Origin of the sequence: Parapedobacter koreensis, assembly GCF_900109365.1 — a bacterium.
GTDB classification, from domain to species: domain Bacteria; phylum Bacteroidota; class Bacteroidia; order Sphingobacteriales; family Sphingobacteriaceae; genus Parapedobacter; species Parapedobacter koreensis.
On sequence record NZ_FNZR01000003.1, the window covers coordinates 661,808 to 676,062 of the forward strand.

The 14,255-nt window shown below is 51.2% G+C and carries 14 protein-coding genes; 13 read left to right on the forward strand and 1 reads right to left on the reverse strand.

Annotated features, from left to right (window positions below; genetic code table 11):
• Window positions 1–165: 165 nt before the first annotated feature.
• Entirely contained in the window at window positions 166–465 is a 300-nt protein-coding gene (locus BMW65_RS10650) for a hypothetical protein (protein ID WP_090605185.1), read from the reverse strand.
• Between the two features lie 138 nt (window positions 466–603).
• Between BMW65_RS10650 and BMW65_RS10655 the strand changes: the two genes are divergently transcribed.
• From BMW65_RS10655 to BMW65_RS10715, 13 genes are all read left to right on the forward strand, one after another.
• Window positions 604–1,773 carry a tetratricopeptide repeat protein gene (locus tag BMW65_RS10655; RefSeq protein ID WP_090605187.1) on the forward strand — a complete coding sequence of 390 codons (1,170 nt, stop codon included), beginning with the start codon at window positions 604–606 and terminating at the stop codon, window positions 1,771–1,773.
• A 168-nt stretch (window positions 1,774–1,941) separates the two neighbouring features.
• The gene (locus tag BMW65_RS10660) at window positions 1,942–2,388 is read left to right on the forward strand and encodes a (2Fe-2S)-binding protein (RefSeq protein WP_090605188.1); all 447 of its coding nucleotides are present in this window, start codon (window positions 1,942–1,944) and stop codon (window positions 2,386–2,388) included.
• A gap of 12 nt (window positions 2,389–2,400) precedes the next feature.
• Window positions 2,401–4,509 (forward strand): xanthine dehydrogenase family protein molybdopterin-binding subunit, encoded by a 2,109-nt coding sequence (locus BMW65_RS10665; protein WP_090605190.1) that lies wholly within the window; start codon window positions 2,401–2,403, stop codon window positions 4,507–4,509.
• Window positions 4,510–4,523: 14 nt separating this feature from the next.
• Window positions 4,524–4,979, forward strand: coding sequence for a (2Fe-2S)-binding protein (locus BMW65_RS10670; RefSeq protein WP_090605192.1), 456 nt, complete (start codon window positions 4,524–4,526; stop codon window positions 4,977–4,979).
• A 56-nt stretch (window positions 4,980–5,035) separates the two neighbouring features.
• Window positions 5,036–7,168 (forward strand): xanthine dehydrogenase family protein molybdopterin-binding subunit, encoded by a 2,133-nt coding sequence (locus BMW65_RS10675; RefSeq protein WP_090605193.1) that lies wholly within the window; start codon window positions 5,036–5,038, stop codon window positions 7,166–7,168.
• 1 nt (window position 7,169) lies between these two features.
• Entirely contained in the window at window positions 7,170–8,327 is a 1,158-nt protein-coding gene (locus BMW65_RS10680; RefSeq protein WP_090605195.1) for a cysteine desulfurase family protein, read from the forward strand.
• Between the two features lie 20 nt (window positions 8,328–8,347).
• Window positions 8,348–10,102, forward strand: a complete 1,755-nt coding sequence (locus BMW65_RS10685) for an NTP transferase domain-containing protein (protein WP_090605197.1) — start codon at window positions 8,348–8,350, stop codon at window positions 10,100–10,102.
• 2 nt (window positions 10,103–10,104) lie between these two features.
• Entirely contained in the window at window positions 10,105–11,088 is a 984-nt protein-coding gene (gene moaA, locus BMW65_RS10690; RefSeq protein ID WP_090605198.1) for a GTP 3',8-cyclase MoaA, read from the forward strand.
• 37 nt (window positions 11,089–11,125) lie between these two features.
• A complete protein-coding gene (locus BMW65_RS10695; RefSeq protein WP_177181081.1) occupies window positions 11,126–11,614 on the forward strand; it encodes a molybdopterin-dependent oxidoreductase in 489 nt (162 codons plus the stop codon).
• A complete protein-coding gene (locus BMW65_RS10700) occupies window positions 11,614–12,834 on the forward strand; it encodes a molybdopterin molybdotransferase MoeA (RefSeq protein ID WP_090605201.1) in 1,221 nt (406 codons plus the stop codon). The genes BMW65_RS10695 and BMW65_RS10700 overlap by 1 nt, the downstream gene beginning before the upstream one ends.
• Window positions 12,827–13,567 carry a sulfite exporter TauE/SafE family protein gene (locus BMW65_RS10705; protein ID WP_090605203.1) on the forward strand — a complete coding sequence of 247 codons (741 nt, stop codon included), beginning with the start codon at window positions 12,827–12,829 and terminating at the stop codon, window positions 13,565–13,567. Before BMW65_RS10700 ends, BMW65_RS10705 begins: the two co-directional genes overlap by 8 nt.
• Entirely contained in the window at window positions 13,561–13,803 is a 243-nt protein-coding gene (locus tag BMW65_RS10710; RefSeq protein ID WP_090605204.1) for a MoaD/ThiS family protein, read from the forward strand. The genes BMW65_RS10705 and BMW65_RS10710 overlap by 7 nt, the downstream gene beginning before the upstream one ends.
• Before the next feature lie 11 nt (window positions 13,804–13,814).
• A complete protein-coding gene (locus BMW65_RS10715; RefSeq protein WP_245747608.1) occupies window positions 13,815–14,255 on the forward strand; it encodes a molybdenum cofactor biosynthesis protein MoaE in 441 nt (146 codons plus the stop codon).

Here is a 14,255-nt window from a genome sequence, read left to right on the forward strand (position 1 = left end):
ACTTTTTTGAATAAATTAGTTGGAAATGTCACCTAATTTTCCATATTTTTATTGCGCAAACCGACTAATTATAAACTTAAAAGGTCCTGATTGTTGAGCAATCGGGACTTTTATTTTTTATACACGACCCTAACGGGTGAGTGGCCCGTTAGGCAATAATGGCGATCAGGTGTTTCGGTTACCGGATAATTCTTGTTGCAACCTTAGTTGGTCGACATTATGTTTTGCGGCAAAGGTCTCGGCTTTCTCCGCGAAACCACTCAACAGTTCGGTAATGGCATCCGAATTTTCGGCTGTGCGCTGATAGATATCAGGCAATACATTTTCCAGCCGACTGTCTCCCAGTTCAATATTGTCTACTTCCACCTTGCCTATTTTTTCCAATACCGCCTGTTGGCTCCGCTTTAAATCTTCCAGCTCTCGGACGATTTTCTCCATCAATTCGAATTTTTTCAATGTGTCCATAATATGCCTTTTATTTTAATGAAAACAGGAAAAAGCAAAAAAGGTTTTGTTTTAACTAACACATTAGTTATATTGCGAATACTTTAGTTATTAATGCGTCGTTTGACAGGATTTGCTTAACAACAAACGTATTCGATTATGAAAGACATCACTTATGTTACCATTGGACTTTGCACTTGGCTGTCGGCCGTAGTAGGGATAGCCCAAAGTCAGGAGTTGGATAATGGCCGATTAGTTGAGCTTTATCAGAACCAGCAGTATCATGAGGCCGCCGAGTACCTCCGGAGTTTTTATCCAGACACCATAGCCGAACCTACAATACTGAGCCGCCTGGGCTACAGTTACCGCATGGCGGGTGACTACGGCAAGGCCACATTATATTATATGCGCCTGTATGACCAGGACAGCTCGAACGTTTCCACACTGTTGAATTTGGCTGCTATCAACATCCAACGGGGTCAATATCCGGCTGCAATAAACTATTACCAGCGTATCGTTGCGATAGATAGCAACCGCGCGGATGTATACGATGCCCTTTCTGGACTGATGCGAAGGCGTGGGGATTTGGAAATAGCGTATGGGTATCTGAAAAGGGCAAACCACATACAACCAACAAATAGCGATATTGCTTATGACTTTGCCCGACTGTGTATGGATCTGGAGCGCTACACCGAGGCGGACACCGTTTTGCAACTAGCATTGGCTGCTGATCCCCAGCATGGCATGCTGTTGCTCGGAAAATTGCAAGTAGCTGATAAACTGAAACAATATCCGGAGATGGTGGCGTTGGGGGAGCGCCTGGTGGAATTGGCCGATGAAAGCCAGCAGGTACTGGCCTTGCTGGCCAAGGGGTATTTCCATACGGACGATTTTATTAAATGCGAGCAAACTTACGAACGGCTGCTGGAACTTCATGGTCGGATGGGCGAGATTGATTATTACTACCTTGCCATGGCTTATAAGGCAACGAAGCAATATGAGGAAGCGCTGGAATCTATGGACAAGGTGCTGGAATTAGCGATTTCGCCCAACACTGCCTTTTATTATGGGCGCAAGGCCGATTTGCATGACTTGGCCAACCAACCGTCGGCCTCGGCTTCAAATTACCTGCGCAGTTTCCAATTTGAAGTGATACCCATGCACTATTACAGCCTTGCCGTGTTGTATGATCGCAAGCTCAGCGATACACGCAATGCCCTGCGGTATTACCGTCTATACCTCAAACAGAATCCTCCCCGGGAAGAAAGTCGGTATGTAGACTATGTAACGCAACGGATTGAAGAATTAGTACAGAAAAATACACGATAGCCCTATGTTAAAAGCAATTAAACAACTTACCGCCAATCAAGGCAATGCAGGTTGAGGCGCAATCCCAAGCGTAACAATAAAGTCACCGGTTTGCATAAATTCTCCGTTACTGTTATATTTGATACCATGTATCAATAGGGAAAAGGTCTCACGTTTAAACTCCTGATTATGAAACTTCACATAAATGGCCATGTTTATGACATTGATGTGCCGGAGACTACCAGTTTATTGGACACACTGCGGATTTACCTGAAACTCACGGGCAGCAAATATGGTTGTGGGGAAGGTGTCTGCGGTGCCTGCCGGGTGCTCGTTGATGGGCATGCCACACCATCGTGTATCACACCGGTCGCCAGTGTGCAGCATAAGGAAGTGGTTACCATTGAAGGGTTGGCGAAAGACGGTCGGCTTCATCCCATACAACAGGCGTTTTTGGACGAAGACGCCTTTCAATGTGCTTATTGTACATCGGGCATGGTCATTTCTGCGGTTGCACTGAAAAATAGAAACCCAAGACCAAGTCGGCAAGAAATTATTGACGCCATGCAAGTCAATATCTGCCGATGCTGTGCCTACCCGCGTATCATGAAAGCGATAAGTAACGCACAATCTTAATAAAATAAGGCCATGGACAAATCGACCACAGCAACATTGGAAAATACGGCTACCATCACCAGACGGAATTTTTTCAGGTTGCTTGGCGGTGGCGTCGCCGTTGTGGTGTCCCAGTCATGCATATACGGTTGGGCAGATTCGCCTGCTGTTGGAAAGGATTTGACGGTTGACGACGATTCGATCGCAGCTTGGATTCACATCCATGAAGACGGAAAAGTATCGGTATTTACCGGTAAAGTAGAGGTCGGACAGAATATCCGGACGTCGTTGGCGCAGGTGGTAGCCGAGGAGCTTTTCGTGTCCATACAGCGCATCACCATGATAATGGGAGATACATTGATGACCCCGTACGATGCGGGCACGTTTGGGAGCCGTAGCATACCTTATATGGGGCCGCAGTTGCGGAAGGCAGCGGCTTCTCTCCGAAAAGCATTGTTGGAGAAAGCTGCGAAGGCGTTAAAGGTGCCTGTGGAATCCCTTCGGACCGAAGCAGGGGAGATTGTCCACGATGCGTCAAACAGCACGTTGCCATACGGTTCTCTTACCCGTGGTGAGAAGCTATTGCTTCCCATAGACGAAGAGGTGGCCCTAATCGCTGCCGATAGCTGGACGGTGGCCGGTACGTCGGTGCCTAAAGTAAACGGGCATGATTTCGTCACGGGCAAACACCAGTATACGTCGGACATGGCATTGCCCGATATGGTCTACGGAAAAATACTCCGTGCCCCGGCCTACGGAATGACGTTGGTTGCTGCCGATATCGAAAAAGCAAGGACTATTCCTGGTGTGACCGTTGTGGAAGCGGGCGATTTCATTGGCGTAGTCGCGCCCGATCCACAAATGGCAACCAATGCGCTGGCCGCGATATCGGTACAGTGGGATGCATCCCCGCAACCGTCGAAGGCGGATATTTTTTCCTACTTGAAGGAAAATGCCCAGCAGGGCAGGGAAGATGACGGTACACAGCGGGAGACCCGCCGCGTGTTTGATGCATCGGAAAACCGTTTGGAACACCGAGTGGAAGTCCAATATATCGCGCATGTCCCCTTGGAGCCGCGAGCGGCGGTTGCCCAATGGGATGGCAGCCAGCTGACCGTATGGACGGGCACTCAACGGCCTTTCGGTGTGCAAGAGGAACTCGCCGGGGCATTTTCCGTGGCTAAAGAACAGGTGCGGGTGATCATGCCCGATACAGGGTCGGCCTATGGGGGCAAGCACAGCGGTGAAGCAGCTGTAGAGGCTGCGCGGCTGGCTAAAGCGGTAGGCAAAGCGGTGAAAGTCGTATGGACGCGCGAAGAAGAATTTAAGTGGGCGTACTTCCGGCCTGCAGGGCTTATTGAAGTCGCCGCAGCGTTGGATAGCGACGGTTCGATCGCCTCTTGGGAGTTTCATAATTACAATTCGGGCAATGCAGGTATCGACTTCCCTTACCGGGCGAGGACGAAGCACATCCAATATCATCCTTCCCGGACACCGCTGAAGCAGGGGTCGTACCGGGGGCTTGCTGCTACGGCTAACGTATTTGCCATCGAATGCATGATGGACGACTTAGCGAGGCAACTGCGGGTTGATCCCTTGGATTTCCGATTGCGCCAATTGACAGACGAACGTATGCAGGCCGTATTGGAAACTGCGGCAGAGCGGTTTGGCTGGAAAGAAGCGAAGGCGGCCGGGCATGGATTCGGCATTGCCTGTGGTTTCGTAAAGAATTCCTATATCGCCACTTGCGCAGAAGTGGCCTATGACCGCTCGGATGAACAACTGCATGTAATCCGGTTGGTGGCTGCCTATGATTGCGGGGCAATTGTCAACCCCAAACATTTAGAGAATCAGGTGCTTGGCGCCATTTTGCAAGGGCTTGGTGGCGCATTATTCGAAGAAATCGACTTCCGGGATGGCCGTATCTTGAATCCCACGTTATCCAGCTACCGGGTACCCCGCTTTTCTGATATTCCGCCACTGGACATTGTATTAATAGGTAGAAAAGATGTCCCTTCGGCTGGAGCCGGTGAAACGCCGATTGTAGGTACTGCTCCCGCTATACGTAATGCGATTGCTGATGCGACGGGTATCAAGTTGCATAAACTGCCCATGATTCCTCAAGGATTAAAAAACAACTAACTAACTAAATAATTATGGCAACATTAAAGCTAACCGTCAACAGAAAGGAATACGAGGTAGATGCTGACCCACAGATGCCGTTGCTGTGGGTACTTCGTGATTTCATTGGCCTCACGGGCACAAAGTTTGGATGCGGCATTGCCCAGTGCGGCGCATGTACTGTACATGTAGGAGACGCTGCGGTGCGGTCGTGCTCCATTCCGGTGGAAAGTGTCGTCAACCAGCCCATCACCACGATCGAAGGGCTTTCCGACGATGGCAGCCACCCCGTACAGCAGGCATGGGAGACGATCGATGTACCTCAATGCGGCTATTGCCAGGCGGGACAAATCATGACAGCTGTGGCACTCCTAAAACAAAATCCGAATCCAACGGATGAAGATATCAATGCGTCCATGACCAACATTTGCCGTTGCGGTACATACAACCGCATCAAAAAAGCCATTAGGCTGGCTGCCGAAGAGGTTTAGCGAGTAGGCTGATTGCCGTGCAATTAGTGGATTGACAATTTTAAAAAAGCAAAATAATGAACACGCAACAACATACCGTAAGCAGAAGGGATTTTATCCGCATCAGCGCTTTCGCCGGGGGAGGTCTCGTATTGGGCTTCAACCTTTTTTCTTCGTGCAGCCCGCAACAAGGAGAAGGCGTGATATATGATCTGAATGCATTTGTTAAAATAGATACCAATGGAGCAATCACCCTGATGAATCCCAATCCGGAAATCGGGCAGGGAGTAAAGACTGCCTTGCCCATGCTGGTAGCCGAAGAGCTCGACGTGGATTGGAAGGCTGTGAAGGTGGAACAGGCTGGATTGGATACTGAAAAATATAGACGCCAAATTGCTGGAGGCAGTGGCTCCATCCGCGACAGTTGGGAGTCTTTCCGCAAAGCGGGCGCTACCGCGCGGCAGATGCTCATCAATGCGGCGGCAGCCACGTGGGGTGTGGCACCGGAAAGCTGCACGACGGAAAAGGGACAAGTAGTGCATGCTGATTCGGGCAAGAAACTTGGCTATGGCAAACTGGTTGAACAGGCCGCGACTATGGAAGTTCCGGCTGACGCAGCCGTGAAATCCATTACGTCTTTTGCCATTATTGGCCAATGGATCCCGAATGTAGACAACCGGGCCATTGTGACGGGGCAATACAAATACGGTATAGATACCAAGCGTGAGGGAATGAAGTATGCTGCCCTCGTGCGCCCTCCTGCCTTTGGCCAGACATTAAAATCTTATGACGACACCGAAGCGATGCAACAGCAGGGCGTTGAAAAAGTACTCCGTATCGATAACAAAATTGCCGTATTGGGCCGATCGACCTGGGAAGTGATGCAGGGAGCAAAAAAAATTAAGGCCGAATGGGAAGATGGCCCTACTATGGAAAGCACAGCCGATTACCTACGCAATTTCCGTGAAACCGTGGCGAAGCGTCCCGCAGGTAATCCGCAACGCAAGGATGGCGACGTACAACGGGCATATCAAAGTGGCGGGACCAAGGTTTTCGAGGCAGTATATGAAGCTCCTTTCTTGGCACACAATACCATGGAGCCGATGAACTTTTTTGCCGACGTACGTGCCGATGGAGTGGAGCTCTATGGCCCGATACAGACACCGGAACGCACACGGACCACGGTAGCAAAGCTCGTGGATATGCCGGAAGAAAAGGTAACAGTGATGATGACCCGCATGGGCGGCGGCTTCGGGCGGCGCCTCATGTCTGATTTTGTTGAAGAAGCGACATTGGTTTCCAAGGCGGCGGGAGTGCCTGTAAACTTAATCTGGTCTCGCGAAGATGATATGGGCGGCGGCTATTACCGGCCAATGTGTACTTACCGGTATAAGGCAGCGGTGGATGCCGACGGACGGCTTACGGCATGGCAACATCAATCCGTTGGCACGACGGGCAGTCCCGCACGGGCGGGCAGTTTCCCCGCAGGCGCCGTACCCAATTTGCAGGTAGATGCGCAGGAATACAAAACACCGGTGACCACCGCTCCGTGGCGCGGGCCTATCCACAATTTTATTGCCTTTTCCGAACAATCATTTTTTGATGAAGTTGCCCACGCCGTCGGAAAAGATCCGGTAGCTTTCCGGTTGGAAGTACTCGATCAAGCGAAGCAGCAACCCACAGGCGAATTGGAATACGATCCCGATCGCTTTGCTGGCGTTATTAAGAAAGCTGCGGAGATGGCCGGATGGGGTGCATCCAAAGGTCCGAACATTTTCCAGGGCATCGCGGCCCAATATTCGTTCAACTCCTACGTCGCGCAGGTAGCCGAGGTGGAGAAGCGCGACGATGGGAAACTGAAAATCAAGAAAATTTATTGTGCGGTCGACTGTGGGATTGTGGTCAATAAAAGTGGTGCCGAAAATGTCGTGGAAGGCGGTATCATCGATGGCATCGGCCATGCGATGTACCCCGAATTGACCCTCACGCGAGGTAAGCCGGATCAGGTGAATTTCAATACCTACCGCATGATTCGTATGGCGGAAGTGCCCGAGATTGACATCCAATTTATCGAAAATGATATTGCCCCCACCGGATTGGGTGAGCCAGGGCTACCGCCTGCGGGTCCTGCGGTGGCCAACGCGGCATTTGCCGCTACGGGCGTACGGTTGCGGACACAGCCCTTTATCAAGAGTGGACTATTTGCCTAAAATGAAGCGACAGCCCATCTATTTAGATTATAACGCGACAACCCCATGCGATCCTCGGGTGGTGAATGCTATGCTGCCCTATTTTACTCAGCAATACGGCAATGCTGCGAGCGCCGATCATGGCTATGGCTGGTACGCCCGGGAAGCGGTGGAAGACGCACGCGAGCAGGTGGCCCGGCTGGTGGGTGCCCGTGCCAATCAGGTGGTCTTTACCTCGGGCGCTACCGAATCCATCAACTTGGCACTGAAGGGGATTGCCGAAGCAAGGGCAGGACAAGGCAAGCATATCATTACCTGCAAGACGGAGCATAAAGCGGTGCTGGATACTTGTGCTTATTTAGAAAGACGGGGCTACCGGGTAACTTATCTCGATGTTGATAGACAAGGCAGACTTTTATTGGAAGCTTTGGAGCCCTCAATTGGTGAGGACACCATCTGCATTGCGCTGATGTATGCCAACAATGAAACCGGGGTCATTCATCCGGTCAGGGCTATTGGTGCCATCGCCCGGAATCATGGAATACCTTTTCTTTGTGATGCTACGCAAGCTGTCGGCAAGATACCTGTGCATGTAGCAGCTGATGCCATTGATCTCTTAGCTTGCTCAGCACATAAGCTGTATGGTCCAAAAGGTGTTGGAGCGCTTGTGATCCATGACCCGAAGTTGCGAGCCACCTTATCGCCTCAGCAGCACGGAGGCAACCATGAAGGAGGACTGCGGAGCGGTACATTAAATACAGCCGGTATCGTTGGATTTGGGAAAGCTGCGGAACTGTGTTATAGCCAGATGGCGACAGATGCGGAACGGATGGAACAATTCCGGGACAGACTGGAGCATGATGTGCTGAAGAATATCCCGGACGTCATCATCAATGGGAAGATTGAGCGGTTGCCCCACGTGAGCAATTTGCTCTTGCCCCACGGCAATGCCGAACACGTGTTGCTGGCCTTGTCGCCGTATCTCGCGCTAAGCCGTGGTAGTGCCTGTTCTGGACTCGTGCAACGACCGTCGCACGTGTTGAAAGCGATGGGGTTGGACGATGCGGAGGCCGATCGCACCATCCGTATCAGCTTAGGGCGGTTTACGCATTCGGAAGAAATAGACGAAGTGGTGGATCGGCTCACGCAGGTTGTTTTAGCGACAGTGTTGGCCAATTAAGTTGGAATACCGGTAGTTAGATGAAGGAAATCAAGCAAATTATTGCGGCATATGAAAGTGCCCATTTGCAACGGCAGCGATCGGCACTGGCCACCGTTGTGCACATCGATGGCTCTTCTTATCGAAGTCCAGGCGCGCGTATGTTGATTACGGAAGACGGCAGGCTCACCGGAGCGATTAGTGGCGGTTGCCTCGAAGGGGATGCCCTGCGTAAAGCCCTACTGGTCATGATGGAGGGTACCCCCATGCTGGTCACTTATGACACGTCGGAAGAAGGCGGTTCGGTGCTGGGCATTGGGCTTGGCTGCAACGGTATCATCCGTGTATTGATAGAACCTATAGCTGACGACATGGAAGAAACACCTATTTCGTTGTTGAAACGTATCGTGGGAAAGCGTGATCCATCGATATTGGTGACGTTTTTCACCCCTGGCAATAAAAAGAGCAGTGCTCAGGGTACTTATATTGCTGTGGTTGCAGGACACGCTCATACAACGGACGCTGCACTTCCCATCCCTTATGAGCATATAAATCAGGATATTCAGCGCGTAATGGTGGGGCAGCATACCGCTTTCATCGCCTATGAATCGGTACATGAGGAAGGGGGTATAATCGCCTGCATAGCCTATGTAGCCCCTGCGCCTGCTTTAATTGTGGCCGGAGCAGGCAACGATGTGTTGCCATTGGCACAACTGGCAGCATTGCTGGGGTGGGACATTACCTTGATTGACGGTCGGCCAGCCTATGCCACTGCCGGACGTTTTCCCGACTGCCAGGTGATCATATCGGAACCCGATGCCGCCTTGAAACAAGTGGTCATTGATGACCGGACGGCCATCGTCTTGATGTCGCACAACTATGCTTACGACAAAGCCATGTTGAAAGCCGTGCTCGGCAGCCGTGCACGTTATATTGGCATATTGGGCCCCATAGCAAAACGCCAGCGGATGCTGCAGGAGTTAACAGAAGAAAGCACCGCTATTCCGCATACGGGCTACGCATCGATCTACGGCCCTGTCGGTCTGGATATCGGTGCGGAGACGTCCGAAGAAATTGCGTTGGCTATCATGGCGGAGATACAGGCCGTCTTCGCCGGGCGACACGGCGGCCACCTGCGGGGTTTAACCGGCAAGATACACCAGCGGCAGACGCTCATTACGCCTTCCTTACACGCATATGGCATCCTGCTACTGGCCGCCGGCGAGTCAAAACGAATGGGTACACCCAAGCAGCAGTTGCCCTATCAAGGGCGTACATTATTGCAACATGCTGTCCAAGCAGCATTGGGTGTGGGGACTGAACATACGGTGGTGGTGTTGGGGGCAGCAGCAGCAACAATGGCACAGCAGCTGGAAGGCGCTGACGTAACTATCGTTGCGAATGGTGATTATGCATCGGGTATGGCGACCTCCATTGTAAGTGGCTTAACGCATATTATGATGCATCACCCAAATGTATCCTACCTGCTTGTCATGTTATGCGACCAACCGCATGTCAATACCGCGCACCTACAGGCGCTGATTCATAAGCAGCAGTTGACGGGAGCATCGGTTACTGCCAGCTACTATGCTGGAAGAAAGGGGGTGCCTGCACTTTTTCATCGGTCGGTCTTTTCCAAATTACTGACCTTGACAGGCGATACCGGGGCAAAACATGTGATAGAAAGCTTTGGGGATGAAGTCGCTACTGTGGCATTCCCCCAAGGGGCGGTAGACGTGGATACCCGTGAGGCCTATCAACAAACTGTTAGCGGAAATATTGTTAACTTGCGCTGATCATGATGCTGGATACTTACCATAGAAAACATACTTACCTGCGCATTTCGCTTACCGATGTGTGTAATCTCCGATGTTTCTATTGTATGCCGGATGAAAGCTACGATTTCATGCCCATGAAGCATCTGATGCAACCACCTGAGATCGAAATGATTGCCAAGGTATTTGTTGAGCTTGGTGTGACCAAAATCCGTCTTACAGGAGGCGAGCCCTTGGCCCGGCGGGATTTTGATGATATCGTGTTGCGGCTTTCCGCATTGCCCGTGGAGCTGACGCTGACCACCAATGCTACCTTGCTGCATCAGCACGTTGGCGCATTGCAACTGGCCGGTATACGCAACCTCAATATCAGTCTGGATACACTTTCTCCAGAACGATTTCAGCAGCTTACCCGTAGGGATAAATTTAGTCTTACCATGCGCAATATCCGGATGGCTATCGATCGCGGATTTCAGGTAAAAATCAACATGGTGGTGATGAAGGGGGTTAATGTCGATGAAGTGCTTGACTTCGTGGCATGGACGAAGGACGAGCCTATCGATGTGCGGTTCATCGAATTTATGCCATTTGCGGGCAATCGGTGGACAGGCGAGCAAGTGTTTGCCAAGCAGGATATCATGGATCTGATCACCGCGCGATATGCCGCTATTCCGTTACACCAAGATCCACATGCGACGAGCCAACCTTATGCAATACCGGGCCATCGGGGTACGTTCGCGGTCATTAGTACGATGAGTGCTCCCTTCTGTGCCGGTTGTAACCGCATGCGGCTCACGGCCGATGGCAAGATGAAAAACTGCCTGTTTTCGAAGACCGAAAGCGACTTACTTTCGGCAGTGCGTGGCGGTAAGCCACTTGAGCACCTTATCAGGGAAAATATTTTAGGAAAAGCGGAGAAGCTCGGCGGACAGTTCGGGGATGTGCCTTTTGAGAATATCATTGGCGATCAGCTTGTGAATCGGAGTATGATCAGTATTGGGGGATAATAGTTTAATCGACATGCGATTGATATCAAAATTTCTAATGGCCACAGCGGTTGTCATCACCGGGATGTCGGTCGCTTCAGCCCAAGATGCTAAACCCGCCATGGAAATCAGCGGGAATGTAGCGGCTCCTTTGCAACTTACGGCGACGGATCTGCAAGGAATGGTTCGCAGTTCGGTCAGCATCCCCAATAGAAGCGGCGATGGTATACGGCGTTATGAGGGTGTAGCCCTATGGCGACTCCTCGACAGTGTAGGTGTTTCTACTGAAAAACTGAATGCCAAAGACATTGCCAAACGCTATTTAACGGTACGGGGGGCTGATGGGTTCGAGGTGGTTTTTTCGTTGGCTGAATTAGGCCGTGCATATGCAGAAGACGAAGTGATACTGGCAGACCGGATGGATGGGCAACCGTTGCCAGCGAGCCGCGGGTCTTTCCAAATCATTGTGCCGGGGGATTTGCGACCGACCCGCAACTGCTATCAGGTAATTGCGCTGACGGTACACGAAACAAACAAGGGCCAATAATGTCAAACGGGAAATATCAAAGCAGTCAAATCATTTCAGTTGCCGAAGCTAAGGCTATTTTGAATGCGCAAGCTTTCGAGCGGAAGACCGTTCGCAAAAGCTTGCCGGAGGCGGTGGGTCAGGTGTTGGCAGAAGATGTCTGTGCTCAAGTGGATGTTCCGGCCTTTGATCAATCATCGATGGACGGCTATGCATTCACGTTTGCCGATTGGAAGCCCGGCGTTACACTGGCTGTTGTCGGCAAGATCCCCGCCGGAGCAAGTGGCCAACTGGCCGTAGGAATGGGGGAGGCCGCGCGTATTTTCACGGGGGCGCCACTGCCGGAAGGCACGGACACGGTGGTCATGCAAGAACGGACTGAGGAGATTAGCGGTCAACTGCGTATCGATCAGGTAGATTTGAAGCAAGGCGATCACACACGGACACGTGGCGCTGAAATTAATAGGGGGGAAGTCGCGTTGGTGCAGGGTATGCCCCTTACCGCTGCGGCAATCGGTTTCCTTGCCGGCGTGGGGTGTGATCAGGTGGTTGTCTATGCACTACCGACGGTGGCATTGGTCATCACCGGTGACGAACTACAGCAACCCGGGAAACCACTATTGCACGGTGAGGTGTATGAAGCTTCTTCATCCATGCTACGGGCAGCGCTGGCTCAGATGGGCATTGCTGACGTACAGGTCTATTATGCGGAAGATACGTTGGAAGGAACCATCAAAGTGCTGGACACAGCATTGCAAGTTTCGGATGTGGTGCTGCTTACCGGAGGTGTCAGCGTAGGTGAATATGATTTTGTAGTGCAGGCTGCAAGCCGCTGTGGCGTGCAACAACTGTTCCACCGCGTGAGACAACGGCCCGGAAAGCCGCTTTATGCAGGGCGAAAAGCTAATCAGCCGATATTCGGATTGCCTGGCAACCCATCTTCCGTATTGACCTGTTTCTACCAGTATGTATGGCCCCAGCTGCGTAAGCTTACTGGACATAATGACACACTCACTGCTTTGCGGGTGCCTTTGGCGGCGGCATATGATAAACACAACCAGCTCACTCATTTTTTGAAGGGGGTATACCGGGATGGTTATGCCACGATTCTCCCTGCTCAGGAGTCCTATCGTATGCGTACCTTTGCCGTTGCCAATTGCCTCGTGGTACTCGATGAAGCTATGCGCCATTATGATGCGAACGAATTAGTTGATATTCATTTATTGCCCAGCTATGGATAGTGTACTTTGGTTTTATGTATTGCTGTTTGCCGTAGCGTTCTTGTATTCATCGGTTGGCCATGGCGGGGCCAGCGGTTATTTGGCGCTGATGGCACTGTTTGGCGTCACACCGGATGTCATGAAGCCCACGGCGCTGCTGCTCAACCTGTTTGTTTCGCTGACGTCGTTTACTTTTTATTACCGTGGGCATTACTTCAATCGTAAACTGTTCGTTCCGCTGGCGGTAGCCTCGGTACCCATGGCGTTTGTAGGAGGGATGATGGCTATCCAATCAGATATTTATAAAAGGATGCTGGGGATTTTCTTGCTAATACCCGTTATTCGCTTTCTGTTTTTCAGTGATATTCAGGTCAATCGGACGATAAATCCTAAGACCGGGTGGTTGTTGTTCATCGGTGCTGCGATTGGTCTGCTCTCAGGAATGCTGGGTATCGGTGGTGGCGTCATCCTATCGCCTGTGTTGCTATTGCTGGCATGGACAGACCAGAAACAAGCAGCGGCCATCAGCGCACTGTTCATTTTTGTCAATTCCCTATCTGGCTTGGTGGGCCAACTTACCCAAGGTATCCAATTCAGCACGGATATGGTCGCCTATGTGGTCGTTGCCTTTTCCGGAGGACTATTAGGATCTTATTTTGGTGCTATGCGTTTTCCGCAGCGGACCATCAAATTTTTGCTGGCCGGGGTGCTGGCTGTGGCTTCATTTAAATTATTTTTGCCGAACATATGGTGAATGGCACATTATCGCTGCAATTTTTTGGACGGCTGATGGATCTCACAGGCTGTTCAACGGTTTCCGTGCCTATGGTAGGCGACACGGACGAGCTCCGCCAGAGGCTCTTTGAGCAGTATCCTGCACTTCGGGAGGCCACGTATGTGGTAGCGGTCGACCGGAAAATTGTCCGCCAAAATACGCCGCTTACCGAGGCGGCTGAAATTGCTTTATTGCCACCCTTTTCGGGGGGATAAGTTAACATCACATGGAAACAACAATGCAGACGATTTTCATTCAGGGCGCTATTTCGACGACCATGGTCGCCCAAAGCATCCAACGATATGCTACGGATATGGCCATCGGTGCACATTCTTGTTTTATTGGTCAGGTACGGGCGGACCTTGTTGAAGGGAAGGAAGTGGTTGCCATAGAATATACGGCATATCAGGCCATGGCTGATGAGCAACTGCAAATCCTGGCTGCCGACATTTATAAGCGTTATACACTGAATGGAATCATCGTGAAGCATAGCTTGGGCATGGTAGCAGCGGGCGAAATTTGCCTCCTAGTGCTTGCGGTTGCCGGACATCGCCGGGCCGCCATGGACGCTTGTGGTGAACTTGTAGATCGGATAAAAAACGAACTGCCTATTTGGGGCAAGGAATATTTTGCTGGAGACGGATACCAATGGAAGATCAATCAATGA